This window comes from Arthrobacter sp. BF1 (assembly GCF_056680215.1).
Map to the genome: position 1 here is coordinate 3,862,364 of NZ_CM155271.1, position 24,818 is coordinate 3,887,181.

Annotated in this window: 20 protein-coding genes; 2 read left to right on the plus strand and 18 right to left on the minus strand. The window is 65.0% G+C overall.

What is annotated here, in order from left to right; genetic code table 11:
* Window positions 1–215: 215 nt before the first annotated feature.
* Window positions 216–1,553, minus strand: coding sequence for an NADP-specific glutamate dehydrogenase (gene gdhA / locus AC1MCD_RS18195; RefSeq protein ID WP_498673960.1), 1,338 nt, complete (start codon window positions 1,551–1,553; stop codon window positions 216–218).
* A gap of 148 nt (window positions 1,554–1,701) precedes the next feature.
* On the opposite strand from gdhA, the gene AC1MCD_RS18200 reads away from it, so the two are divergent.
* Window positions 1,702–2,559 (plus strand): prephenate dehydratase, encoded by an 858-nt coding sequence (locus AC1MCD_RS18200; RefSeq protein WP_498673962.1) that lies wholly within the window; start codon window positions 1,702–1,704, stop codon window positions 2,557–2,559.
* 73 nt (window positions 2,560–2,632) lie between these two features.
* On the opposite strand, the gene betT is transcribed toward AC1MCD_RS18200, so the two are convergent.
* The 16 genes from betT to AC1MCD_RS18280 all read right to left on the minus strand — a co-directional run bounded on the left by betT (window position 2,633) and on the right by AC1MCD_RS18280 (window position 21,383).
* Entirely contained in the window at window positions 2,633–4,891 is a 2,259-nt protein-coding gene (gene betT, locus AC1MCD_RS18205) for a choline BCCT transporter BetT (RefSeq protein WP_498673965.1), read from the minus strand.
* Between the two features lie 151 nt (window positions 4,892–5,042).
* A complete protein-coding gene (locus AC1MCD_RS18210) occupies window positions 5,043–6,935 on the minus strand; it encodes an FAD-binding monooxygenase (protein ID WP_498673967.1) in 1,893 nt (630 codons plus the stop codon).
* A 181-nt stretch (window positions 6,936–7,116) separates the two neighbouring features.
* Window positions 7,117–7,809, minus strand: coding sequence for an urea ABC transporter ATP-binding subunit UrtE (gene urtE, locus AC1MCD_RS18215; protein WP_498673970.1), 693 nt, complete (start codon window positions 7,807–7,809; stop codon window positions 7,117–7,119).
* Entirely contained in the window at window positions 7,809–8,612 is an 804-nt protein-coding gene (gene urtD, locus AC1MCD_RS18220; RefSeq protein WP_498673972.1) for an urea ABC transporter ATP-binding protein UrtD, read from the minus strand. Before urtD ends, urtE begins: the two co-directional genes overlap by 1 nt.
* The gene (gene urtC / locus AC1MCD_RS18225) at window positions 8,609–9,829 is read right to left on the minus strand and encodes an urea ABC transporter permease subunit UrtC (protein ID WP_498673973.1); all 1,221 of its coding nucleotides are present in this window, start codon (window positions 9,827–9,829) and stop codon (window positions 8,609–8,611) included. Before urtC ends, urtD begins: the two co-directional genes overlap by 4 nt.
* Window positions 9,826–10,710 (minus strand): urea ABC transporter permease subunit UrtB, encoded by an 885-nt coding sequence (gene urtB / locus AC1MCD_RS18230; protein WP_498673975.1) that lies wholly within the window; start codon window positions 10,708–10,710, stop codon window positions 9,826–9,828. Before urtB ends, urtC begins: the two co-directional genes overlap by 4 nt.
* A 37-nt stretch (window positions 10,711–10,747) precedes the next feature.
* Window positions 10,748–12,013, minus strand: a complete 1,266-nt coding sequence (gene urtA, locus AC1MCD_RS18235; protein WP_498673977.1) for an urea ABC transporter substrate-binding protein — start codon at window positions 12,011–12,013, stop codon at window positions 10,748–10,750.
* Window positions 12,014–12,315: 302 nt separating this feature from the next.
* Window positions 12,316–12,687 carry a hypothetical protein gene (locus AC1MCD_RS18240; RefSeq protein ID WP_498678417.1) on the minus strand — a complete coding sequence of 124 codons (372 nt, stop codon included), beginning with the start codon at window positions 12,685–12,687 and terminating at the stop codon, window positions 12,316–12,318.
* Window positions 12,688–12,847: 160 nt separating this feature from the next.
* Complete coding sequence (locus AC1MCD_RS18245) at window positions 12,848–13,273, minus strand: heat shock protein transcriptional repressor HspR (RefSeq protein ID WP_255768664.1); 426 nt, start codon at window positions 13,271–13,273, stop codon at window positions 12,848–12,850.
* A gap of 15 nt (window positions 13,274–13,288) precedes the next feature.
* Window positions 13,289–14,260, minus strand: coding sequence for a DnaJ C-terminal domain-containing protein (locus tag AC1MCD_RS18250; RefSeq protein ID WP_498673979.1), 972 nt, complete (start codon window positions 14,258–14,260; stop codon window positions 13,289–13,291).
* 95 nt (window positions 14,261–14,355) lie between these two features.
* The gene (locus AC1MCD_RS18255) at window positions 14,356–15,066 is read right to left on the minus strand and encodes a nucleotide exchange factor GrpE (RefSeq protein WP_498673981.1); all 711 of its coding nucleotides are present in this window, start codon (window positions 15,064–15,066) and stop codon (window positions 14,356–14,358) included.
* A 2-nt stretch (window positions 15,067–15,068) separates the two neighbouring features.
* The gene (gene dnaK, locus AC1MCD_RS18260) at window positions 15,069–16,946 is read right to left on the minus strand and encodes a molecular chaperone DnaK (RefSeq protein ID WP_498673983.1); all 1,878 of its coding nucleotides are present in this window, start codon (window positions 16,944–16,946) and stop codon (window positions 15,069–15,071) included.
* A gap of 241 nt (window positions 16,947–17,187) precedes the next feature.
* Window positions 17,188–17,469 carry a hypothetical protein gene (locus tag AC1MCD_RS18265; RefSeq protein ID WP_498673986.1) on the minus strand — a complete coding sequence of 94 codons (282 nt, stop codon included), beginning with the start codon at window positions 17,467–17,469 and terminating at the stop codon, window positions 17,188–17,190.
* Window positions 17,470–17,571: 102 nt separating this feature from the next.
* Window positions 17,572–18,036, minus strand: a complete 465-nt coding sequence (locus tag AC1MCD_RS18270) for a hypothetical protein (protein WP_498673988.1) — start codon at window positions 18,034–18,036, stop codon at window positions 17,572–17,574.
* The gene (locus AC1MCD_RS18275) at window positions 18,033–20,522 is read right to left on the minus strand and encodes a molybdopterin oxidoreductase family protein (protein ID WP_498673991.1); all 2,490 of its coding nucleotides are present in this window, start codon (window positions 20,520–20,522) and stop codon (window positions 18,033–18,035) included. The genes AC1MCD_RS18270 and AC1MCD_RS18275 overlap by 4 nt, the downstream gene beginning before the upstream one ends.
* Before the next feature lie 126 nt (window positions 20,523–20,648).
* Window positions 20,649–21,383: a TetR/AcrR family transcriptional regulator gene (locus AC1MCD_RS18280; RefSeq protein ID WP_498673992.1), complete on the minus strand. Its 735-nt coding sequence runs from the start codon at window positions 21,381–21,383 to the stop codon at window positions 20,649–20,651.
* A 147-nt stretch (window positions 21,384–21,530) separates the two neighbouring features.
* Here AC1MCD_RS18280 and AC1MCD_RS18285 point away from each other — a divergent pair, with 147 nt between their 5' ends.
* Window positions 21,531–22,460, plus strand: coding sequence for an NAD-dependent epimerase/dehydratase family protein (locus AC1MCD_RS18285; RefSeq protein WP_498673993.1), 930 nt, complete (start codon window positions 21,531–21,533; stop codon window positions 22,458–22,460).
* 18 nt (window positions 22,461–22,478) lie between these two features.
* On the opposite strand, the gene AC1MCD_RS18290 is transcribed toward AC1MCD_RS18285, so the two are convergent.
* Window positions 22,479–24,683 (minus strand): MMPL family transporter, encoded by a 2,205-nt coding sequence (locus tag AC1MCD_RS18290; RefSeq protein WP_498673994.1) that lies wholly within the window; start codon window positions 24,681–24,683, stop codon window positions 22,479–22,481.
* Between the last annotated feature and the right edge of the window lie 135 nt (window positions 24,684–24,818).

A 24,818-nucleotide genomic window follows, 5' to 3' on the forward strand; every position in this document is an offset into this window, starting at 1 on the left:
ATTGCCGCCTGATTCCAACTCTAGGACTGCCGTTTCGCCGTAGGTTTCCGCCCGGTTAAATCAACGTTTCCGTCATCCGCAGGCGAGTCTCAGATGTCACTCCAGCCCTGCGTCACGTGGCAGCTGGCGCCTCAAAACGTGCCAGGAAAGCACAGAGGCCACGGACCTTATCGGTCCGCGGCCTCTGTCAGAGAACGTGCTGTTTGGGGGAGGCGCTAGATCAGCCCCTGCGCAAGCATGGCGTCGGCCACCTTGACGAAGCCGCCAATGTTGGCTCCCAGCACGTAGTTGCCAGGCTCGCCGTATTCGTCCGCGGTGGACGCGCAGCGGTCGTGGATTCCCACCATGATTTCGGTGAGTCGCTGCTCGGTGTGTTCGAAGGTCCAAGAGTCGCGGCTGGCGTTCTGCTGCATCTCAAGCGCCGACGTGGCAACCCCGCCTGCGTTGGCGGCTTTGCCCGGTCCGAACAGCACCCCGGCGTCCTGGAACAACGACACGGCGTCACGGGTGGAGGGCATGTTGGCGCCTTCACCGATCGCGACAAGACCATTGCGGACCAGCCGCGCAGCAGCATCGCCGTCGAGCTCGTTCTGCGTGGCACAGGGCAGCGCCACTTTAGCGTCGACGTCCCACACGGACCCGGACTCCACGTAGGAAACACCGGGACGGCGGACGGCATAATCCTTGAGGCGGCCGCGCTCCACTTCCTTGATCTCGCGCAAAAGTGCGACGTCGATTCCCGCCTCATCCACGATGTAACCGGAGGAGTCGGAGCACGCCACCACGCTGGCACCGAGCGTCTGGGCCTTGGCTATGGCATTGATGGCCACGTTTCCGGAACCCGACACCACGACGCGCTGACCATCGAAGGACATTCCGCGGGTCTTCAGCATCTCCTGCGTGAAGATAACGGTGCCGTAGCCGGTGGCTTCCGGGCGCACCAGGGAGCCGCCCCAGGAAATTCCCTTGCCCGTCAGGACGCCGGATTCGTAACGGTTGGTGATGCGCTTGTACTGGCCAAAGAGGTAGCCGATTTCGCGTCCGCCCACGCCAATGTCACCGGCGGGCACGTCCGTGTACTCGCCGATGTGGCGGTACAGCTCGGTCATAAACGACTGGCAGAACCGCATGATTTCAGCGTTGCTGCGTCCGCGGGGGTCGAAGTCCGAGCCGCCCTTGCCGCCGCCAATGGGCATGCCGGTGAGGGCATTCTTGAAAATCTGCTCGAAGCCGAGGAACTTCACGATGCCGAGGTAGACCGACGGGTGGAAGCGCAGGCCGCCTTTGTAGGGGCCAAGGGCGGAGTTGAATTCAACCCGGAAACCCCTGTTGATCTGCACACGGCCGGAGTCGTCGGTCCAGGGAACGCGGAAGATAATCTGGCGCTCGGGCTCGCACAAACGCTCCAGGATGGCTGCCTCAAGCAGCTCAGGGTGCCTGTCGTGGACGGGGCCGAGACTCTCGAAAACCTCGGTCACGGCTTGGTGGAACTCGGCCTCGCCAGGGTTTCGCGCCAATACCGTATTCCGGATGGCTTCAAGCCGCGCGTCCACACTGTCTCCTCAAATTTGTTAAATGTTCAACATGAAATGATAACAACCGATTGCATCGCCCAGCCCTTTGTGTCATTCGCCCTAAAATTCACTGCTCAGCGTCGCCTCGGTTGGGTCCGCGGGCGCCAGACGTGAAACCATACCGAGCATGGCCCAGAAAATTGCGTACCAGGGTGAACCCGGCGCCAACTCAAATATCGCTTGCATGGACATGTTCCCCGAGCTTGAAAGCATTCCGTGCGCCAGCTTCGAGGACGCCTTCGAGCTGGTCTCCAGCGGTGAAGCCGAGCTGGCCATGATCCCCATCGAGAACTCGATTGCCGGCCGCGTGGCTGACATCCACATCCTGCTGCCCCAGTCGAACCTGCAGATCGTGGGCGAGTTCTTCCTGCCCATCCACTTCGACCTGCTGGGCATCCCGGGCAGCACCATCGAAGGCGCCACCGAGGTCCACAGCCACATCCATGCACTGGGGCAGTGCCGCCGCCTGATCCGCGACGCCAAGCTCCGCCCCGTCATCGCCGGTGATACCGCCGGCTCAGCCCGGGAGGTCCGGGAATGGAACGACCCCACCAAACTGTCCCTCGCTCCCCCGCTCGCCGCCCAGATCTACGGCCTGGAAGTGCTGGCGTCGCGCGTCGAGGACGATCCGTCAAACACCACCCGTTTTGTGGTGCTGGCCCGCGAAATGGAACTGCCCACCCGGGCCGAGTTGACGGGCCCGGCAGTGACCAGCTTCGTGTTCCGTGTCCGGAACGTCCCCTCAGCGCTCTATAAGGCGCTGGGCGGGTTCGCCACCAACGGCGTGAACATGACGAGGCTGGAGAGCTACATGGTGGGTGACGAGTTCGCCGCCACCATGTTCATGGTTGACGTGGAGGGCCACCCCGAGGACCTGCCCCTGCGGCTGGCCCTGGAGGAGTTGGATTTCTTCACCACCGAAGTGCGGATCCTGGGCGTCTACCCCGCTGCTGACTACCGGACGGCCCAGAGCGTCAGGGGCTGACGCGGCCCTTCCGCGCGTCGGCCCACAGCCGTCAGCCCACGACCGTCGGCCCACAACCGGCACTCCTTGGCCGTCATTCCTTACCCGCCGCGTCCCCGCTGTCGGCTTCTGCGGGTTCAATCCTGGCGATGGAGCCCGTGGCGGGCGGCACCGGCGGCGTGAGCACCGAGGCGTAATCGTGCTGGGTGGAGTAGGTCAGGAAGCCGAGGTGGGCCTCGTAGCGGTCCAGGACGTCGTCGATGATCTGCTGGTGGGTCACACCCATCAGGTCGTAGCCCTCGGACCCTGTCTGTGCGAACACTTCCACGCGGTAGTAAACGTCGGTTTCGCGGGACATGCGGCCGCCGAACATGGGCACCGGCGCTTCCACAGCCTGGACCTGGTACTGGAAATCGCGGTGGTTTGGGATGCTGACAACCAGCGCGTGGCTGGAGATGTTGGTTTCCTCGTTGGGGATGATGTCCAGGGTTGCCTGGTAGCCCTGCTTGGTGAACTCCCGGAGCACGTCGGCCAGGGCCGGCTGCACAACGCGTTCCATGAACTGGGCAACCTGCTTTTTGGAAGGATAGGAGCGCATCCCGGCGAGCCGCTGCCGCCAGGTGCGGTCCGGCACCATGCCGCCGTGCGCCGCCGTCGACTGCCTGCGCAGGACCTGGCCCTCGCGTTCAGCACGTTCCATTCGCAATGCCTTCGAGAACGACGCCATCACCAGCCAGGCGATCACGGTCACCGGCAGGGCAAAGATGAGCGTGGCGTACTCCATGGTGGTCACGCCGCCGGCAACCAGCATTGCGATGGTCAGCAAGGCGGTGAGGACAGCCCAGAAGATGCGCAGCCATTTGGCGCCGTCCTGGGACGGGTCCGGGATGGAGGAGGAGAAGTTGGACATCACCATGGCGCCGGAGTTGGCGCTCGTCAGGTAGAACAGGAGGCCGGACAGCGTGCCCAGCCCGATCAGGAAAGAGGCCCCGGGGAACATTTCCAGCAAGGCGTACCAGCCCTGTTCCGGGCTGTCCATGGCCAGTTGGGCGAAGTCTTTGTTTCCGCTCAGGACCTCGTGCATGGCGCTGTTGCCGAAGATGCTCACAATCAGGAAGTCGCACAGTACCGGGGCGGTGATGGCGGCAATCACGAACTCCCGCAGCGTCCTGCCGCGTGAGATGCGGGCCAGGAACAGGCCCACGAACGGGCCCCACGCCAGCCAGAACGCCCAGAAGAAGAGTGTCCAGCTGGCCATCCATTGAGACCCGCCGTCTTCGTAGGCGAAGGTCTGCAAGGTGCGGTCGGGCAGGGTGAACAGGAACCGGCCAATGTTCTCCACCATTGAATTGAGCAGGAACGAGGTCTGGCCGGTTACCAGGATGTACAGCAGCATGGCCGCGGAACTCCAGATGTTCAGTTCGGAAATCCAGCGGATCCCTTTATCAACACCCGAGGTGCACGCGGCGATGGTGAGAATGACAGCGACAATCACGAGCGCGATCTGCAGCGCCAGTCCTTGTTCCAGCCCGAACATCAACGCGAAGCCCACGTTCAGCAGCACCACGCCGATCCCCATGGACGTGGCAACACCGAAGACAGTTCCCACGAGGGTGACGATGTCGATCGCGTCGCCAATGCCGCCACGGACCCGCTTGCCCAGCAGCGGATACAAAGCAGCCCGGATGGACAGGGGCATGCCCCACCGGTAGGCGAAGTATCCCATGGCCATGCCGAGGAGGGCATACATGGCCCAGCCGGCCACACCGTAGTGGAACATGGTCCACACCACCGCGTCCGCGGCAGCTGCCGGTGTTTGTCCCTCGCCTGCTGGCGGCGACATGTACTGGCTGATGGGCCCGGTGACCGAGAAAAACAGCATGTCGATGCCCACCCCGGCGGCAAACAGCATGGCTACCCAGGTGAAGAGCTTGTACTGGGGCCGCGAGTGGTCCGGACCGAGCCGGACGGAGCCTTCCTTGGAAAAGGCCACCCACAGGACGAACCCGATCACCACAGTCACGGTGAGGACGTAGAACCAGCCCACGTTCTCCGCGATCCAAGCCACCACTGTTTTCATGGTGGACTGGGCGGTCGCCGGCACCAGCATCGCCCACACGGAGAAGGCGACGATGATTACGGACGCGATGACGAACACGCGCCAGTTGACCTTGGGTTGGGGCTCCTCGATCAGTTCAGCCGGGCCGCGGCTAAGCTCCTGGCTGGAAACAGGCGGGCGGTTCTCGAATTCCGGCCCGCTGCGCTTGCGATCTGTACCGCCGAGCTGACTGCGTGGAACCAGCGCCTTCGGTGGTCCATTTGCCGGGCGCCGCGTGTCTTCTTGTTCAGCCATGGAATCTCATGCTAGTACACCGGACCAAAACGGGGCCCGGTCAGAGGTACCCCACCTGGCGGCCTCAGGCGTCCAATCTCAGGGGGAGTGAGGCTTTTTTCGGCGCGGCACTTACGCCGGTTTCCGGGCGGTCAGGAGGGTTTCCGGGCGTTCAGGCCGGTTTCCCGTCGGTCAGGAGCGGCGCGAAGAAGGCGGCGAGTTCCGCCGTCGCGGTCAGGGGCAGCACGTTTGCCACGTACTGGTCCGGCCGTACCACCACCACCACGCCGTCGCGGTGGAGGCCCCGGAGATCGAAGATGTCAGCCTTGGCGTCGGTGGCATAGACCTTCTCGTAGTCCGTCAGCTTGAACGGCCCAACGGGCGGCTTGAACACCGCCGGCACGGCGCCTATTTCCACCGTGGTGTGGTCCTCCTGGTAGATGACCTTGACGTCGAACCACGCGTCCGGATCAGCTCCCGACGGCGTTGCAGCGAGCGGCGATTCGGCTGAGTTCGCGAGCCACTCGGCCAGGTCCGTGGTGGGTGATGGGGCTCCTGCAGCGGCCGCATCCGCGAAAACGTAGATGCGCCAGCGGCCGTCTGCTGTGGCGTGGTGACCTAGGTGAATGGGGTTGGCGTCGCACACCCGCACCACGGGTGCCGATTTGAACCGCTTGCCGATCGGGAAGCCCGCGGCCAGGTCCTGATGTGCAGGTTCGGCGGTAAGGATGGACGGCGCGTACTCGGTCATGAACCCGGCGGGAAACTCGGCGGTGCGCACATAGAAGTCCTCGAGTTCGGAGGGACTCTCAAACTCCTCCGGCTTCTTGGCCATCATGGTGGACCACACTTTGTCGAAGTCGATGAGATTCTTCGCCACCACCTGCCGCTCGGCCGAGTAGGTGGCCAGCAGGCTGGCCGGGCTGCGGCCTTCGAGGACGTGGCCAAGCTTCCAGCCGAGGTTGAATCCATCCTGCAACGAGACGTTCATGCCCTGGCCCGCCTTGGCACTGTGCGTGTGGCAGGCGTCGCCGGTGATGAACACGCGCGGCGTGCGGGTGGCACGCTCCTCCGGCAGGACGTCGTCGAACCTGTCCGTGAGGCGGTGGGCAACCTCGTACACGCTGTGCCAGGCGACGTTCCGGACATCAAGCGAGTAGGGGTGCAGGATGGCGTTCGCGTGGCCGATAATCTGCTCGATCGTGGTGCTGCGCACGGCACCCTTGTTGTCCGGGCCCACCTCGCCAAGGTCAACGTACATCCGGAAGAGGTGGCCGCCTTCGCGCGGGATCAGCAGGATGCTGCCACCCGAGCCGGACTGGATGGCGCATTTCGTCCGGATATCGGGGAAGTCCGTGACGGCGAGGATATCCATCACGCCCCACGCGTGATGTGCCTCGTCGCCGGACATGGTGCAGCCGATCGCAGCGCGCACCTTGCTGCGCGCGCCGTCCGCGCCGACCACATATTTGGCCCGCACAACCCGCTCTTCACCCTCATTCGGACCCGCCGCATGGGCGAGGGTGACGGTGACCGGGTATTCTCCTTCGCCGACTTCCAAGCCACGGAACTCGTACCCGTAGTCCGGGGCCATTCTCGTGGGGGCATCCGCCATGTATTCGGCGAAGTAGTCCAGGACGCGGGCCTGGTTGACGATCAGGTGCGGAAACTCGCTGATGCCCATCTCGTCGTCAACGGCCCGGGCGGCACGGACGATCCGGGAGTGGTCCGCGGGGTCGGGCTTCCAGAACGCCATCTCCGTGATGCGGTAGGCCTCGGCGATGATCCGTTCGGCGAAGCCAAAGGCCTGGAAGGTCTCGACGCTGCGGGCCTGGATGCCGTCCGCCTGGCCGATGACGAGCCTTCCTGCACGGCGCTCCACAATGCGCGTAGTGATGCCGGGAAACTGGGAAAGCTGGGCCGCGGCAAGCATGCCCGCGGGGCCGGTACCCACGATGAGCACGTCAACCTGGTCGGGGAGCTTGGCCGGCCGGTCAAGGCCGACGCCGGCGGCAGGCTGGATGCGTGGGTCCCCTGATACGTAACCGTGGTGATGGAACTGCACGGGCTTCCTCACTTCGTTGTGTGAATGTACTCGATAGTACGCTGGACGGCCCCCTGATTTCAGGGCCACAGTTTTGCGTACAATTCCGTACTCATGAGGAGCGCGTGGAACACGTCACCGAGGGACGCCGGCCACCGGTGAGTGAGCCCTCAGGTGAGTGAGCCTTCAGATGGGTGAGCCCTCAGATGAGCATCGCCTGGCGCACGCTGGCGGCCGATCCGGCGCCGCCCGCTCCTGAAGAGGAGACCCTGCCGGCCGACAGGACGTAGTAACTGTCCGCGGCCTGTAGCGCGAACCCGATGTGCTGCTCCACTAGGAGGATGCTCATGCCGTTGCGTTGGGACAGCTTGACGATGGTCGCTTCGATTTCGGCCACAACGTTGGGCTGGATCCCTTCGGTTGGTTCGTCCAGGATCAGCAGGCGCGGGTCGGTGATCAGGGCCCGGGCAATGGCCAGCTGCTGCCGCTGGCCGCCCGAAAGCAGCCCCGCCCGCCGGCCCAGTAAAGGCCGGAGTGCAGGGAACATGTCGAGGGCCTCCGCGACGCGTTCCGTGCCGTTCTTGCGGCCGTCCGCGATTAGCTGCAGGTTCTCCATGACGGAAAGCTGCCCGAATGACTGCTGGCCCTGCGGCACATAGGCCATGCCCCGCGCCACCCGCTGGTGCGGGCGGAAGGTCGAGATGTCCTCCCCGTCCAGGGTGATGCGTCCGGCCGTGGGTTTGAGCAGCCCGACGACGGCGCGCAGCAGCGTCGTTTTGCCGGCGCCGTTGTGCCCCAGGACAGAGACAACTGCACCGTCCGGGACGGTCACGCTCACCCCGGAGATCACTTGGGTGCGGCCGTAGCCGGTCTGCAGATCTTCGATTTCCAGCATTAGTGGCCTTCCTGTCCCGAGGTCCCCAGGTAGACTTCCTGCACCCTCTTGTCTGCCTGCACCTGCGCTACGCTTCCCTCGCTGAGGACCTTGCCGGCCGCAAGGACTGAGACTGACGTGGCGAACTCCCGGACGAAGTCCATGTCGTGCTCGATAACCAGGGTGATCCGGCTGGCAGCGATGCGGCGCAGCAGTGCGCCTGTTTCCGCGCGCTCATCCTGGCTCATCCCCGCGATGGGCTCGTCCAGCAGGAGCACGTCTGAGTTCTGCACCAGGAGCATGCCGATCTCCAGCCATTGCTTCTGTCCGTGCGCGAGGATGCCCGCCTTTTTGTCCGCCGCGCCTTCCAGCCCGATGATTTCCAGCGCTTCCTCCACGGCCGGCTCCACGGACTTCCGGCGTCGGAGCATCTGAAGCGGTCCGCGGCCGGAGCCGGCAGCGATGTCGAGGTTCTGGAGTACGGAGAGGTCCTCAAACACGCTTGCGGTCTGGAAGGTGCGCCCCACACCGAGCCGGGCGATCTGGTGCACTTTCCGTCCGAGGATCTCTGTGCCGGTATGGTTCACCGATCCGGTTGCCGGGACCAGCCCGGTGATGGCATCGATCACGGTGGTCTTTCCGGCACCGTTGGGACCGATCAGGAACCGCAGGTCGCCCTGGATCACATCAAGATTGACGTTGTCCACGGCGAGGAACCCGTCAAAGGACACCGAAAGGTCGCGGACTTCCAGGTACTTGGGCCGGCCGTGGCGCAGCCCCCCTGCTCGTGGCTCCCCGTCAGGGAGCAGTGTGGGCGTAGTCATCTGCTGACCTCCTCAGTTCTGGTGGCTTTCGCTGCAATGTCCGGATCCGGCGCTTCGGGATCCGGCACGGCGGGTTCCGGCATTTCAGACCGGGGCGCTGATGGATCCGGCACAGCGGGGTCTGTTGATGGGGAGGGTGCTGCTGCCGGCGTTGACGCTGTGGCCGGGGTTCGGCGCCATCTGCCAAGTGCGGCAGGCAAAGAGGCCAGCCCGCCGGGCATGAATCCGATGACCAGGACAAACAGCAGGCCCTGGAAATACACCCAGAAGGACGGAAAAGTGGAGGACAGGCTGGACTGGGCTGCTGCGACGCCGATAGCGCCGAGGACCGGCCCAAGGAGGGTTGCGCGGCCGCCGATGGCGACGCCGATGAGGAAGGCGATGGAGGGGATGACTCCCACATCCGCCGGTGAGATAATTCCGACGAGCGGGACGAACAGCGCCCCCGCAACGCCTGCCAGAACAGCAGCGATCACGTAGATGACGGTCTTGACGGTCGCCGGATCGTAGCCAAGGAAACGGACGCGCTCTTCCTGGTCCCGGACCGCCACCAGCAGCTCGCCGAGGCGGCTGTGCATCAGCTGCCTGGCAATGGCGAGGGACAGCAGGAGGACCACGGCCGCGATCATGTACAGCATGAGCTTGTTGCTGGGATCCTTCAGGTCAAACCCGAAGAAGGACCGGAACCCGTTGAGCCCGTTGGAGCCGCCTGTGGTGGCCTGCTGACCGATCAGGAACACTGCGAAGGCAGCGGCCAGGGCCTGGCTGAGGATCGCAAAATAGGCGCCCTTGACGCGTCGCTTGAAAATCGCCAAACCGAGGACCAAAGCCACCAGCCCCGGAACCAGGACCACGGCGAGGAGCGTCACCGCGGGGCTGCGGAACGGTTCCCACCAGCCGGGCACCTCGCCGCTGCCGTACAGGGACATGAAGTCGGGGACGCCGGTGCCGCCAAAGAGCGCGGCATCGGCCAGCTTCATGTGCATGGCCATGATGTAGGCGCCAAGCCCGAAGAACACCCCTTGGCCCAGGGTCAGCATGCCGCCGCGCCCCCAGGCCAGGCCGATGCCGACTGCCACGATGGCAAAGCAGAGGAACTTCCCCAGCAGGCCCAGGTTGAAGGCCGGAAGAACCGCGGGTGCAACTCCCAGGAGCAGGACTGCGCCAACGGTGAACCCGGCAGCGGTTCCCAATCGCCCGCGAAACAGGTTTCTCATGCCAGGCTCCTCGTCTTGAGGCTGAAGATGCCCTGCGGCCTGAGCTGGAGGAACACCACGATCACTATCAGGATCAGGACTTTGCCGATGCTGGCCGTCGTCGAGTACTCGAAGACGGACTGAAGCACGCCCAGGGCGAAGGCGGCGATGACGGCCCCCTTGATCTGGCCGATGCCCCCGGCCACCACCACCAGGAAGGCATCCACGATGTAGTTGGTGCCCAGGTAGGGGCTGGTGGAACCGATCAGGGTCACTGCGACGCCGGCGATGCCGGCCAGGCCCGAACCAATGAAGAACGTCAGCTGGTCGCTGCGCCGCGTTGACACCCCGCTCGTTTCCGCGAGGTCCCTGTTCAGGACAACAGCGCGGATACGTCGCCCGAGCGGTGTGGCCTTCAGGAGAATGATTAGGCCGGCAAGGCACAGCAACGAGAGGCCCAGGATGAAGAGCCGGGTCAGCGGAATCGGAGCGCCCAGCAACTCGATGTTTCCCTGCAGCCAACCCGGTGCACGGACATCCACACTGGGCGCGCCGAAGATGTCGCGCGCTGCCTGTTGCAGGATGAGCGCCACCCCGAACGTGACCAGGAGGGTGTCCAGGGGCCGGTGGTACATGCGGCGCAACAGCACCGCCTCGAGCACCAGCCCCAGGACACCTCCCACCAGGAAGCCCGCGGGAATGGAAACCAGCAGCGATACGCCGGCGTCGGAGATGGTTTGCTGGACCACGAAGGCCGTGTAAGCGCCGGCCATCATGAACTCGCCATGGGCCATGTTGATGACCCCCATCTGGCCGAAGGTCAGCGACAGACCCAGTGCTGCCAGGAGCAGCACAGAGCCGAGGCTGAGTCCGGCGAACATCTGCCCTATCAGGAGTTCCATTCCGGCAGGCCTTTCCTCGGTGATGTTTTCGCGGCCGTTACTTGGCCAGGGCCTTGGCCCAGTCATAGGTGGCCAGGAACGGATCCGGTTCCACCGCCGCGGGCGATGACCACACCGTGTCGATCAGGCCATCCGCATTGATCTTGCCGATGCGGGGGGTTTTGGTGATGTGGTTGTTCTCCCCGTTCACCGTCACCAGGCCTTCAGGCGCCTCGAAGGTCACTCCGCCAGCGGCGGCCTGCACCTTGTCCACCTCAAAGGAACCTGCCTTCTCCACCATGGCTTTCCACAGGTACAGCGACGTGTAGGCAGCTTCCATGGGGTCGCTCGTGACCCGCTCGGTGCCGAACTTCGCCTTGAATGCGGCGACGAACTTCTTGTTGGCCGGGGTGTCGAGGGTCTGGTAGTAATCCCAGGCCGTCAGCTGGCCCTGCACGTTGTCCAGGCCGACGCCGGGGACCTCCTCTTCGGCGATGGAAACCGAGACCACGGGCATGGTGTCCGCGGTCAGTCCGACGCTCTTGTACTGGCGGAAGAAGGCCACGTTGCTGTCGCCGTTGAGGGTGTTGAAAACGGCATCCGCCTTGGAGTCGCGGACTTTGTTGACGATGGTGGAGAATTCCGTGGAGCCTAGCGGGGCGTACTCTTCCCCGCGGATTTCGATGCCCTTGGCCGCGGCGTAAGCCTGGATGATCTTGTTGGCTGTCCGCGGGAACACGTAGTCACTGCCAACGAGGAAAAGGGACTTGGTTCCCTGCTCGGCCAGATAGTCCAGGGCTGGAATGATCTGCTGGTTGGTGGTGGCACCGGTGTAGAAGATGTTCTTGGACGACTCCAGGCCCTCGTACTGCACCGGATAGAAGAGCAGCGCGTCGTTGGCCTCAAAAACCGGGAGCATCGCCTTGCGGCTTGATGAGGTCCAGCCGCCGAACACCGCGGCGGTGCAGTCCTGCTGGATCAGCTTCCCGGCACGCTCAGCGAACTTGGTCGGTTCGCTGGCACCGTCCTCACTGATGATCGAGAGCTGCTTGCCCAGAACACCGCCGGAAGCATTAATCTCCTCGGCGGCCAGCGTCAGGGAGTCAAACACCGTGCTCTCGCTGATGGCCATGGTGCCGGACAGCGAGTTGATGAACCCCACTTTGATGCTGCTTCCCGATGTGTTCACACAGGAAGTGCCGCTGCTCGCGCTGGAGCCCGCGGCTGCCGGATCCGCAATCTGGCTGCCGCAGCCTGCAAGGACCGTAGCCATGGCGGCCGCCGCCAAGGGAAGGAACGCGCGTTTGGTGACCGAAACCCACATGTGTACCTGCTTTTCACTCCGCCGCTGCGCTGGGCAGCGGCTCGCCTCCGAGGTCCTGGAAGTGACCCCTTGCGATGAATCTAGGAGTGAATTGTTTCGGCTGGCTGCTTGCTTGGTTTCGGAACCGTTTCGGCGCCAACCATCGGCACCGGCGGATGCACAGGCGTATCGCAAACGTGTGGAAGAAACCGCGGGACGGCAGGGGCCGAGAGTTAACCTGGGGGAAATGTGCCGCCACGTCATGTTGGCCGCATGGCCGGACACAATTGGGCAGTTCCCCATAAGAGCGGCTCTGTTGCGGCCTACCCCATCGCCGGCGCCACCCTGGTCCCGGAACTGAACTGGCGGCGGCCCCAGCGGGCGAGTTTTTTGCCCTTGCCCTTCCACCAGCTGTCCTCGTCCTTGTCGTGGTGGAGGCGGAAGATGATCGCCACCATCACGAACGTGGACATACCAACATCCGTCCACGACCAGGACAACGCGGCGATGAGCGCACTCATGCCTGTGGCGATGATCGAGGGGATGGCCAGCGTCCGGAAGACGGTGCTGGCTATGTACCGTCGGTGCGATCTTGGCACCGAGAGTGCCCGCACCATGTCAAAACACGCGCAGACCACCACAACGGTCTGCCCGAAGGTGAGCAGGATCAGCCCAGCGCTGGACCCCGCAAACATAACGACTGATGAACCAAACACGTCAAACCCCCAGAGATTCGAACTTGCGCTGTGAGACCAGCAACAATTCCATTCAAGGCACCGGGGGCGGACCGGTCACGAGTAGTGAGTACTCTAATTTTCCGAGTACTTGCCTCCAGGGTGCTTGTTTCCGGCGTAATTACTTGCCCAGGGCTCTGGGCCGCCAGACCACAACGGCCTGCGAGCGCGCGCGGGGACGCTGGCCGCGTGCCAGGCTCACCACATCGCCCGCCGCGCCGGCGGCGAAAATCCTGGAGTCCAGGGGATCACGACGGCGGGCCACCTCCTCGGTCAGTTCGCTCACCTTGCGCTGGAGCGCGGCAACCTGGTTCTCCAGCTCGAGGATCCGTTTGATGCCCTCGAGCGAGACGCCTTCGTGGGAGAGCCGCTGAACCTCACGCAGCATGTTGACGTCGCGCTGCGAGTAGCGTCGGGACTTCCCCGGCGCCCGGCTGGGCGACACAATGCCCAGCCGGTCGTACTGCCGGAGCGTCTGCGGGTGCATGTCCGCCAGTTCGGCCGCCACCGAGATCACGAAGATCGGCTGGTCAGCACTGATATTCACGGTCTGCTCCGCTGCTTAAAGCCGGGCCTTGGCGGCCAGGCCCTGGCGAACATCGGCGTCGGAAGTTGCCTCGGCGAAGGCCTTCACGGCCGCCTCAGCCTCTTTGTTCAGGTTCTTGGGAACCGCGACGTCGATGGTCACCAGAAGATCGCCGGTCGCCTTGGACGTTTTCACGCCGCGGCCCTTCACCCGGAGTGTACGGCCCGAGGGTGTGCCGGCCGGAACGCGGACCTTGACCGTCTCGCCGTCGATGGTGGGAACTTCGATGTCCGCGCCCAAAGCAGCTTCCGGGAAGGTGACCGGAACGTGGATGCGGAGGTTGTCGCCGTCGCGCGTGTAGAAAGCGTGGGGCTGGACGGACACGGACACCACCAGGTCGCCATTGCCTGCCGGTGACGGTTGGCCCTTCCCGCGGACGCGCACTTTCTGGCCGTCCTTGATGCCGGCGGGGACCCGGACATCAATGACTTCGCCGCTGGGTTCCCGCAGGCCGATGGTGGTGCCGCGGATCGAGCCGGCGAAGGAAATACTAGTGGTCGCGGTGCGGTCAGCGCCCTTTTGGGGTGCACGCTGGAAGCCGGTCTGGCCACCGAAGCCGCCGAACAGGTCCGCGAACTCGGGCGGAATGCCCCCGGCTGTACTGAAACCGCCTGAATGGCGGCCGGCGTTGCCGGTAAACAGGCCGCCGAACATGTCCTCAAAGCCGCCATTGCCGCCGCCACCGGCGCCGCCGGGAGCAAACCTGGCCCCGCCGCCCATGGCACGGATGGCGTCGTACTGCTGGCGCTCGTCCGGATCAGAGAGCACCGAATAGGCCTCGGAGATGTCCTTGAACTTCTTCTCCGAGGCAGCGTTACCCGCGTTGGTGTCCGGGTGGTGCTGGCGGGCAAGTTTCCGGTACGCCTTCTTGATGTCGGCGTCGGAAGCGTCCTTGGCGATACCAAGGATCGCGTAAAAGTCCTTGTCCACCCAATCCTGGCTAGCCAATGGCGTTTCCTTTCAAATCTTTGTGCCGAGATGGCAGTTCACGGCAATGTTCTTCCGAATCATTGCCGCGAACTGCCATCTCGATGGGGGTAATGCTACGCAGGTACTGCGACGATGACCTGTGCTGCGCGGAGGACCCGGTCGCCTGAGCGGTAGCCGGAGCGGAGCACCTGGCTGACGGTGTCAACCTCGATGTCCTCGCCCGGCTGCTGGATCAGGGCCTCGTGGATGTTCGGATCGAACTCCACGCCGGTCTCGGCGATGCGGACCAGGCCGTACGTCTTCAGTGCGGTCTCCAGCTTGGTGGCGATGGCCGCGAACGGACCGTCCGCGAGGTCACCGTGCTGGCGGGCGGCGTCGATGTCGTCCAGGACCGGCAGCAGGGAGTTCAGGACGCCGATGACGGCCATCTCCCCTGCCACGGCCCGGTCGCGTTCAACGCGCTTGCGGTAGTTGACGTACTCAGCCTGCAGGCGGAGGAGGTCGTTCTTCAGCTCGGCCGCCTCAGCATGCCCTGCTCCCTGGGCCACAGATTCCTCAGCCGGCACCTCGACGCCGTTGAGGATTTCCTCGGCCTGGGCGAGGGCGTCGCCGTCGGTATCAGTCTCGGCAGGCTCGACCACCGGGGACTCACCCTTAGGCGTGTCAGCGTGCTGCTCGCCCTCCGGGTGCCGGGCCTGCCCGGTCACCGGGTCAACCTTGCGGTTGTCCCGGATGACCGGCTCCTGCTGGCTGTTGGCCCGGCGCTCCGCAGCTTCCTGGCTCGCGGATGAGTTGTGCTCTTCCTCGTTACCGTGGTGCGGCATGGCTACTTCTTCGCTTCGTCTTCGTCGATGATCTCCGCGTCGACGATGTCCTCGTCAGCCGCCTTCTCGCCGCCTGCAGCACCTGGGGCGCCTTCAGCACCGGCAGCGCCCGTGGCGCCGTCCGGGGAACCGGCCTGCGCGTAGATGGCTTCGCCGAGCTTGCCCTGGGAGGCCTGCAGCTTCTCGAACGCGGTCTTCACCTCGGCATCGTCCGTGCCTTCGAGTGCCTTCTTGAGGGCATCGACGTCGGCCTGGACCTCGGTCTTGACCTCTTCGGGCAGCTTGTCGGCGTTGTCGGCGATGAGCTTGTCCACGGAGTAGGCGAGCTGCTCGGCCGTGTTGCGGGTGTCGGTTGCCTCGCGGCGGGCCTTGTCCTCGGCTGCGTGCTCCTCGGCGTCCTTGACCATGCGGTCAATGTCTTCCTTGGAGAGCGCGGTGCCGCCGGTGATGGTCATGGACTGTTCCTTGCCGGTGCCCTTGTCCTTCGCCGAGACGTGCACGATGCCGTTGGCGTCGATGTCGAAGGTGACCTCAACCTGCGGGACGCCGCGCGGGGCCGGCGCGATGCCGGTCAGCTCGAACGTGCCCAGCGGCTTGTTGTCGCGGGTGAACTCACGCTCGCCCTGAAAGACCTGGATGGCCACGGACGGCTGGTTGTCGTCAGCGGTGGTGAAGGTCTCGGAACGCTTCGTGGGGATGGCCGTGTTGCGCTCGATCAGGTGCGTCATCACACCGCCCTTGGTTTCGATGCCGAGGGACAGCGGGGTGACGTCGATCAGCAGGACGTCCTTGCGCTCGCCCTTGAGGACACCGGCCTGGAGTGCGGCGCCGACTGCGACGACCTCATCCGGGTTGACGCCCTTGTTGGGCTCCTTGCCGCCGGCCAGTTCCTTGACCAGGTCGTAGACGGCGGGCATACGGGTGGAACCGCCGACGAGCACGATGTGGTCGATCTCGGAGAGCTTGATGCCGGCTTCCTTGATGACGTCGTGGAACGGCTTCTTGGTGCGCTCGAGCAGGTCCTTGGTGAGGTCCTGGAACTTGGCTCGGGTCAGCTGCTCGTCCAGGTGAACCGGGCCGTCAGGGGTGACGGAGAGGTACTGGAGGGAGACGTTGGTGCTGGTGGAGGAGGAGAGTTCCTTCTTGGCCTGCTCGGAAGCTTCGCGGAGGCGCTGCAGGGCGATCTTGTCCTTGGAAAGGTCGATGCCCTTGACCTTGAGCTGGTTCAGCAGGTAGTCCACAACGCGCTGGTCCCAGTCGTCGCCGCCGAGGCGGTTGTCACCGGCGGTGGAGCGGACCTGGATGGTGGAGAAGTTGTCTTCGTCCTTGCCCACTTCGAGCAGGGAAACGTCGAACGTGCCGCCGCCGAGGTCGAAGACCAGGATGAGTTCGTCTTCCTTGCCCTTGTCCAGGCCGTAGGCGAGTGCTGCCGCGGTGGGCTCGTTGACAATGCGCAGGACGTTGAGGCCCGCGATTTCACCGGCTTCCTTGGTGGCCTGGCGCTCGGCGTCGTTGAAGTAGGCCGGAACGGTGATCACAGCGTCGGTGACCTTTTCACCGAGGTATGACTCGGCGTCGTTCTTCAGCTTCATCAGCACACGCGCGGAGATTTCCTGCGCGGTGTACTTCTTGTCATCGATGCCGACGGACCAGTCGGTGCCCATGTGGCGCTTGACGGAGGCGATGGTGCGGTCGATGTTGTTGACGGCCTGGCGCTTGGCGATTTCGCCCACCAGCACTTCGCCGGTCTTGGAGAACGCAACGACGGACGGCGTGGTGCGGCCACCCTCGGCGTTGGCAATAACGGTGGGCTCGCCACCTTCGAGAACGGAGACGACGGAGTTGGTGGTTCCGAGGTCGATACCTACTGCACGTGACATGTGTTGCTTCCTTCTTCTCTTGGAAACTTGCTGGCGCCCCTCATTGAGCGTTCTGCACTCAACTTTACTCAGCGCTCAAACGATGTCAATCCAAAGTTGAGCGCAGTGCGCTCAACTTTGGATTTTGTGCTTTTTGGAGATCGTCCGGATCCCTGTCATTCCGGGCTTTTTGAGGACGGACCGACGGCGGCGGCCTTAGTTTCGCTCTCGGAGAACGTCAGTGCCGGCCGCCGCGGCCGGATTACCCATGCAGGGGGCCTCGCTCCTCGTCGGTGGTGTTGACTTGGCCGTCCGTCAGGCCCTCGCGAATGGCGCCCTCTTCGCGGTCAGCTCCGGCGGTCCCGGCGTCGCCGTAGTCGCCCTCTTCATAGTCGCCCCCTTCGGGCTGCGGCTCTTCCGCCCCGCCCACCACGCCGGCGTCACCGTAGTCGCCTTCCACGTACTGGCCGCCTTCACCTTCCAGGCCCGGAGCTGTGCTGGCCTTGCGGGGCTGGTCGTCGGCGGAGTCATGATTTTCGCTCATGGTGGCATCCCTTCCTCGAGGTTCCGCGTCCATGCGGGCGCACTTTGGATATTACCCAGCGCGGGCCGGGCTAAACAGGGGGTGCCTGCAACTCACAGCGGCTTAGGGGCCCGCGGCCACGAGCGCCTGCGGAGCGGCCTGCTTCATCCTTGTCTGCAGCCATTTGAGCTGCGTCGACGTCTGGGAATCGCACTCCGCCACCACCGCGAGCAGCTCTTCGTCGCGGAGGGCGGAGGCGGCCTGCTTGACCATGGTCCAGGTGATATCCACGAAGCTGGCCAGGAGGTAGAGGTCCTGCAGGTCACGCAACAGGCCGACCGGCCCGCTGCGGGTTTGCGAGAGGCCGGCCGCATGGAGCCGTTCCGGCTCATTGTCCGAGGTGTCCTCGCCGTAGCGTCCGACGACGGCCTCCAGCTTCTCCTGGTGGGCCAGGCACTGCCGCGCCAGGGTGAGGCAGAGGAAATACACGTCGGGCTCCTCGCCGTGTCCCTCCGCAACTTCGACGAACGATTCCGCCAGCGTCACTTCAGTCCTGCGGAGCATGCCCAGGTAGATCTTGAGGTTCATGACCGGCCTCCGGCGGAGTTGACGGCGCCCGGAAACTGCGGCGGGGCACCGGGCGCAAGGAGTTCAGATGCTTCCGCTTCCGGACCGCCCCTGGTGGCTGGAACGTGCGTGGTCCCGGCGGGGCGGGACGCCGTCGTCGTCGGTGCAGGAGCGGGTCCAGTGGCACTTGCGATCCGCTCCACCCTGACCGCGGCATTCTTGAACACCGGCTGCTTGGACACCGGGTCCCACTCGGTGAGGGTGAGTTCGTTGGCGGCAGTAGGGTGCTCCCCCGGGACACCGCCGGCATCCCAGTAGCCGTAATGGAAGGGCGCGAAGACGCTGCCGGGCCGGATACCGCTGACGCGGACAGGCACCTCGATGCTGCCCCGCCGGGACGAAACCCGCACCAGGTCACCTTCGGAGATTCCCAACTCTTCGCAATCGGCCGGCGCCATTTCCACCCAGGCCTTCGGCGCGGCCGCCGTCAGCGGTTTGGAACGGCCCGTTTTAGTTCGAGTGTGGAAGTGATAGGCGGTGCGCCCCGTGGAGTAGCGGAGCGGGAATTCCTGGTCCGGCTCCTCGTGCGGCGGTGTGTACTCCGCGCTGCGCAGGAAGGCCCGCCCCGCAGGCGCAGCAGCCTTATATTCCGTCGGAGGAATGGACGCCCCGGTGAGGAGGTCGTGGCCGTAGCTTTCGCAGTATCCAGGGTCCGTAGGGAACACGCCGTCGTTGTAGAGCCGGACCCGGCCGTCGGGATAGTCATCGTTGCACGGCCAGGGAATGCCGCTCCCGCCGCGTAGCTTTTCGTAGCTGATGCCTGAGTAGTCGCAGGGCCGGCCCCGGGAACACTCCTTCCAGGCCTCGAAGGCTTCCTCGGGCCCGTTCCATGGCAGCAGGGGTCCGCCGTCCTGGGTGCGGAAGCCCATCCGGCGGGAGTAGTCGAGGAAAATATCCAGGTCCGGGCGGGCTTCACCCGGAGGTTCCACAGCCTTGTCCGAAAGGTGCACGGTGCGGTCGGCATTTGTAAACGTCCCGGCTTTCTCGCCCCAGCCGGCGGCGGGGAGGACGACGTCGGCCACCCGGGCTGTTTCCGTCAGGTACAGGTCCTGGACCACGAGGAAGAGTTCCGGCTTGGCGAGGATCTCCCGGATCCTGGGCAGCTGCGGCATGGAGACGGCGGGATTGGTGGCCGACACCCACAGGAATTCGATGGAACCCTGCTCTGCGTAACGGAAGATCTGCAGCGCGTGCGTAGGCGGCGCCCAGTGCGGAATGATCGCGGGTTCAACGTTCCAGAGCTTCGCCAGCTCGCTGATGTGGTCTTCGTTTTCCCAGTTCCGGAAGCCCGGCAGGTCGCCGTCGGCACCGCATTCCCTGTTGTTCTGGGCGGTGGGTTGCCCGTTCATCTGCAGTAACCCGCAGCCTGGGCGTCCCAGCATGCCGCGCAGGAGGTGCAGGTTGTTGACCTGGCAGGCGGCGGCCGTGGCCTGCGACGATTGGTAGAACCCCTGCAGCACGGTGGACAGCACCCGGGCGGAGGTTCCGAAGATTCTTGCCGCTTCCCGAATGTCCGCAGCCGCCACACCGCAGGTTTCCGCAGCGGCCTCAGGAGTCCACGGCTCCACCGTCTTCCGGAGGTCCTCAAGCCCCAGGGTGTGATCGCCCAGGTAATCCGAATCCTCCCAGCCGTTCTGCAGGACCTCACGGACCAGCGCGTGCATCAGCGCCAGGTTGGTGCCGGGCTTCAGCGCGAGATGGACGTCCGCATATTTCGCCACCTCGGTGTCCCGCGGATCCATGCACACAATTTTCGGGCGGTCCGGTCCGGCTATCCGGTCGAGCACCCTGGACCAGAGGACAGTCTGCGTCTCGGCCATGTTGTGCCCGTACAGGAAAATGGCGTCGCAGTGGTCGATGTCCTCGTACGCCCCCGGCTGCCCGTCGGCACCGAAGGACTCCTTCAGTGCCGCCGCGGCCGTGGCTGTGCACAGCCGCGTGTTGCCGTCCATGTGCGGCGTCCCGATGCCGGCCTTCCCGATCACGGCCAGGGCGTAATACTCCTCGAGGAACAGCTGGCCGCTGGTGTAGAAGCCGTGGCTCAGCGGCCCCGTCTTGCGGAGCAGCTCTTGGCTTCGCTCGACAATGCGGCCCATTGCCGTGTCCCAGCTGCATTCCACCAACTGCCCGTTCTCGCGGATCATCGGGCGGGTGAGACGGTCTTTGTGCGACACTCCCTGCCAGCTCGCGAACAGGCCCTTCGGCCCCAGCCGCCCGTGGTTCACCAGGTCGCCGGCCCGGCCCCGGATGCCCACCATGGCACCGTCCTTGACGGCGATGTCACAGGCGCAGCCGTTGCTGCACAGGACGCAGGCGGACTGCACCCACCGGTCAACGTCCGCTTCCTGCACGCCGCCGTCGAGCGCCTGGTCCACCCGGACCGGCCACAACCCGCCGCGGGCATAGGGCGTCCGGCTTCCCCAAATATCGGCAATACGGTCAGCCATGAAGCTCTCCCAAACTCTTGCGACAGTGAATGAGTTTCCGCAGATCACGCTAGACCCGGAGGGCGGGAAGCGAAAGGGCAGTAGGCTTACTATTTTTTCGCAGGGGTTTTCGTCGTCCGGCGGAGGTCAGCCCGGAAAGCCCGCCACGCGCGCGAGAACCGCCAGGTGGTGCTCAAAGAGTTCATCGCGGGCACTGAACGTGTCAGGCCCGTATTGGCCGAAGACCTCGAAGCTCACAGCGCCAAACAGTGACGTCCACACGAGCACGCCGTTTGCTATCAGGCCGTCAGGAACGGCGAGTCCGAGTCCGGCACGGATGGCTTCAAAGTCAGTAGCCAGGGCAGGAGGTACGACGGCGGTCCGCGCCGGCGGTGGCGTCAGCTCACGGGCGCGGTACGCGGCGTCGAGGATCCCCACGAGGCAATAAATCACCCGCGTGCCGGGCGTTGTGGTCTGGCCGGCGGGCGCCTGGTAGCCGGGCACCGGGCTGCCGAACAGCAGCCCGTAGCGCGCAGGCTCCCGCAGCGCCCACTTCCGGACGGCGAGCCCCAGCGCCGCGAACCGCCCGGCGAAATCACCCTCAGGCCTCGAACTCACAGCCGCATCCACCGCGTCGCCCAACTCGTTGTAGGCATCCACCAACAGGAGGGTGAGCAGCTCATCGCGACTGGCGACATACCGGTAGACCGCGGACGAAACAACCCCAAGATCCCTCGCCACGGCGCGGAGCGACAACGCGGCCGCACCGTGGACTGCCAGGTGCTCCCGGCCCAGCCGCACAATGTCCGCAATCGTCCGGGCCCGGGCCCGCTCGCGGGGCGTGCGCAGGCTGGTTTCCGCATGTGCGGCAGCGTCGGTCATGGCTTCAGCTTCGCACAAACCAGAGCAGTGTCAACAATTGAGAGCAATGCTCTTGACGCTTCACCGGACGAGGGTGCACTCTTAGCTGAGAGCAGTGCTCTCCACTAAGGGAGGGTCCTGGGGAGTACCGGCCCTGAAGGGGAAACCATGAACGATCTATGCGTTGTCACGGGAGCAGGCCCAGTTGGCTGGGCGGTTGCGGAACAGCTGGCCGGGCAGGGCAAGCACGTCAAAGTCCTGACGCGTTCCGGCTCAGGCCCGGTGCATCCGCTGGTGGAACGGCTGACCGCCGATGTCCAGGACGCCGCCCAGGTGCGTGCGACGTTCGCGGGCGCCTCCGCGGTGTTCCACTGCGTCCATGGTTCCTCCTACACGGCGGCGGCGTGGCGGGCGGAGCTTCCCCGGGCCGAGCAAACGGTGCTGGCGGCGGCGGGTGAGGCGGGCGCCGTCGTCGTCTTTCCTGAAAGCCTGTACTCCTACAGCGAGCCGGACCGGCCCATGACCGAGTCAGGTCCGCGGACGGCCCAAGGTGGCAAGCGTGGGGTCCGCACCGAACTGCTGCGGGCACGTGACGCCTCCCCCACCAACACCGTCAGCGTGGTAGCCGGTGACTTTTTCGGCCCGCGCGTCCGGAACTCCCACGGCGGCGAGCGCATGGTTGCGCCCGTGCTGGCCGGAAAGAGACTCTGGGTAGTGGGCAGCGCAGACCAGCCGCACTCGTTCACCTACGTCCCGGACCTCGCGGCGGCAATGATCCGGTCCGCGCAGACGCCCTTGCTGTGGAACAAGGTCTGGCATGCGCCCACCGGTCCGGCAGTAACGCAGCGCCAGTTGGCAACGGCTTTTACCGAAGCCGGCGGAGTGGCAGCGCCGAAAATAGGCGCCCTTCCCGGTTGGGCGCTCCGGGCCATGGGCGTCTTCTCGAAGGACCTCCGCGAACTGGCAGAAACCCTCTACCAGTTCCAAAAGCCGTTTGTGATGGACTCCGCCGCGAGCCAGACGGCCCTCGGCCTGCGCCCCACGCCCCTCGCGGAGGCTGCCGCGGCCACGGTGGCCTGGTGGCGGGCGCAGGGCTGAGGCTCCCCGCGCACCGCCTTACCGGCGGCCGGCGCCCTCGGCTTCCAGCTCCACGTCCACGGCGTCCCGCTTGGTGGCAGCATCCAACTCCGGGCGGCCCAGCTTGCTCGGCCACCAGATGCGTGGGCCGATGTCGTAGGTCAGCGCCGGAACCAGCAGCGAACGCACCAGGACGGTATCCAGCAGCACGCCGAAGGCCACAATGAACGCCAGTTGGACCAGGAACATGATGGGGATGATGCTCAGGGCCGCGAAGGTGGCGGCCAGCACCACTCCGGCGGAGGTAATCACGCCACCGGTCACGCCCAGCCCGCGCAGGATGCCCGGCCTGGTCCCGTGTTTCAACGACTCCTCGCGCACCCGGCTCATCAGGAAGATGTTGTAGTCCACGCCGAGGGCGACCAGAAAGACGAACCCGAACAGCGGCACCGTGGCGTCCGCACCGGGGAAGCCCAGCAGGTTGTTGAACACCAGGGCCGAGACACCCATCGCCGCACCATAGGACAACACCACAGAGAGCACCAGCAGGACCGGCGCCACCACGGAGCGGAGCAGGAGCATCAGGATAAAGAGGATGACCACCAGCACCACCGGAATGATGATCACCAGGTCGCGCTGTGCCGTGGTGTTGGTGTCGAGGGCCGTAGCCGTCACGCCACCCACAAGCGCGCCGGCGTCCACCGCCTTTACGTTCTCCCGCAGCGCCTTGACCACGTCCTCGGCTTCGATGGAATCCGCGGCGTAGTTGAGCGTGGCATTGATCAGCACCTTGCCCTCGCGGACGTCGGGGACGCTGGGAGTCCCGGGAGCTCCGGTGATCGGGACACTTCCCGCAGCCAGGAGGTAGGCGTCTCCCACGCCGTCGGCCGCTTTGACCTTCGCGAGTACCTCATCAGCCTTGCCTTCATCCGCAACCACGACGGCGGGGCTGCCGCTGCCTGCGTCGAAATGGCGCGCCAGCGCGTCCTGGCCGTCAACGGCGTTGGACGCCGTGAGGATGACGTCCGTCTGCGGCACGCCGTTGGCCTTCAGCTGCAGGATGCCTGCCGATGCCACCAGCAGCAGGAGGACCGAAGCGATCCACACGGTGCGCGGACGGCGGGATACCAGCGAACCCGTGGCACGCCAGATGCCCTTCTGCCCTTCGAGCCCTGTGACGAGCTCCGGTTCCCGCTGATCCTCCGGGACCAGCTTGGGACGGAACGGCCAGAACGCTGCCCGGCCAAGGAGCGCCATCAAGGCGGGCAACAGGGTCAGCGCAGCGAACAGCGAGCAGAGGATGCCTGCAGCCGCCACGGGGCCCAGGCCCTTGTTGGAGTTCAGGTCGGAAAAGAGCAGGCAGAGCAGGGCGATGATCACGGTGGCGCCTGAGGCAACGATCGGTTCCACTGAAGTTTTCCATGCCGTCAGCACGGCGGCGGTCCGGTTGCGGGTGTGGGTCAGGGCTTCGCGGAACCGTGCCACGTACAGCAGGGCGTAGTCCGTGGCCGCACCGATCACCAGGATGGACAGGATGCCCTGGCTTTGGCCGTTCAACTGGATCCAGCCCAGCTTGGCCATTCCGAACACGAGCAGGATGGCGGCGCACAGCGCGAAAACCGATGTGAGCAGCACCGCGATGGGCAGGAGCAGGGAGCGGTAGACGATCAGGAGGATCACAAAGACGGCACCCAGGGCCACCAGCAGCAGGATGCCATCAATCCCGGCGAACGCGCTGGTGAGGTCGGCAGCCAGGCCGGCAGGTCCGGTGACGAACGTCTGCATGCCCTGGGGAGCGGCGTCAGCAACAGTGGTCCGGAGCTCCTTCACGGCCTCCTTCAGCTCGCCGGCTGAATCGACGGGGACGATGAATTGAACGGCCTTGCCGTCTTCGGACGGGATGGGACCGATCACAGTGCTGCCGAGCTTCAGCCCTTCAAAATCGGCTTTCAGGCCGGCTGCCTCGCCCAGCTGGGCCGGGGTGAATGCGGACCCGTTTTCGATCAGGATGACGGCCGGCACTTCGTTGGAATCCCGGAATTTCGTTTGCCAGTCCTGAGCGGCCGTCGCTTCGGCGCTTGCGGGAAGGAAGGATGCCTGGTCGTTCGAGGAGACCTCGCTGAGGCGCCCGAAGGTGGGTCCGCCGACGCCGGCGACGGCCAGCCATGTGAGCACCAAAAGTACTGGAATGAGCCAGCGCAGCCAGAACGGGACCCGCGCGCTGTGTTGGGGACTGGTTTTCATGATTCCTTCGGGGCAGGGGATGGAGGCGTACAATTGATTCCATCATAGAGTATCTCCATCATAGAGATAAGTGCCTGTCATGCAATCGTGTGACTGTCCGCCAATTCAATGGCGTGCCCGCCGACGGCGTCGCTG

What these genes read in the sequence shown, in the direction of transcription:
- AC1MCD_RS18200 (WP_498673962.1), top strand. Translation starts at nt 1,702, where the DNA reads ATGGCCCAGAAAATTGCGTACCAGGGTGAACCCGGCGCCAACTCAAAT.
- betT (WP_498673965.1), bottom strand. Translation starts at nt 4,891, where the DNA reads ATGGCTGAACAAGAAGACACGCGGCGCCCGGCAAATGGACCACCGAAG.
- urtE (WP_498673970.1), bottom strand. Translation starts at nt 7,809, where the DNA reads ATGCTGGAAATCGAAGATCTGCAGACCGGCTACGGCCGCACCCAAGTG.
- urtD (WP_498673972.1), bottom strand. Translation starts at nt 8,612, where the DNA reads ATGACTACGCCCACACTGCTCCCTGACGGGGAGCCACGAGCAGGGGGG.
- urtC (WP_498673973.1), bottom strand. Translation starts at nt 9,829, where the DNA reads ATGAGAAACCTGTTTCGCGGGCGATTGGGAACCGCTGCCGGGTTCACC.
- urtB (WP_498673975.1), bottom strand. Translation starts at nt 10,710, where the DNA reads ATGGAACTCCTGATAGGGCAGATGTTCGCCGGACTCAGCCTCGGCTCT.
- urtA (WP_498673977.1), bottom strand. Translation starts at nt 12,013, where the DNA reads ATGTGGGTTTCGGTCACCAAACGCGCGTTCCTTCCCTTGGCGGCGGCC.
- AC1MCD_RS18240 (WP_498678417.1), bottom strand. Translation starts at nt 12,687, where the DNA reads ATGTTTGCGGGGTCCAGCGCTGGGCTGATCCTGCTCACCTTCGGGCAG.
- AC1MCD_RS18255 (WP_498673981.1), bottom strand. Translation starts at nt 15,066, where the DNA reads ATGCCGCACCACGGTAACGAGGAAGAGCACAACTCATCCGCGAGCCAG.
- dnaK (WP_498673983.1), bottom strand. Translation starts at nt 16,946, where the DNA reads ATGTCACGTGCAGTAGGTATCGACCTCGGAACCACCAACTCCGTCGTC.
- AC1MCD_RS18265 (WP_498673986.1), bottom strand. Translation starts at nt 17,469, where the DNA reads ATGAGCGAAAATCATGACTCCGCCGACGACCAGCCCCGCAAGGCCAGC.
- AC1MCD_RS18270 (WP_498673988.1), bottom strand. Translation starts at nt 18,036, where the DNA reads ATGAACCTCAAGATCTACCTGGGCATGCTCCGCAGGACTGAAGTGACG.
- AC1MCD_RS18275 (WP_498673991.1), bottom strand. Translation starts at nt 20,522, where the DNA reads ATGGCTGACCGTATTGCCGATATTTGGGGAAGCCGGACGCCCTATGCC.
- AC1MCD_RS18280 (WP_498673992.1), bottom strand. Translation starts at nt 21,383, where the DNA reads ATGACCGACGCTGCCGCACATGCGGAAACCAGCCTGCGCACGCCCCGC.
- AC1MCD_RS18285 (WP_498673993.1), top strand. Translation starts at nt 21,531, where the DNA reads ATGAACGATCTATGCGTTGTCACGGGAGCAGGCCCAGTTGGCTGGGCG.
- AC1MCD_RS18290 (WP_498673994.1), bottom strand. Translation starts at nt 24,683, where the DNA reads ATGAAAACCAGTCCCCAACACAGCGCGCGGGTCCCGTTCTGGCTGCGC.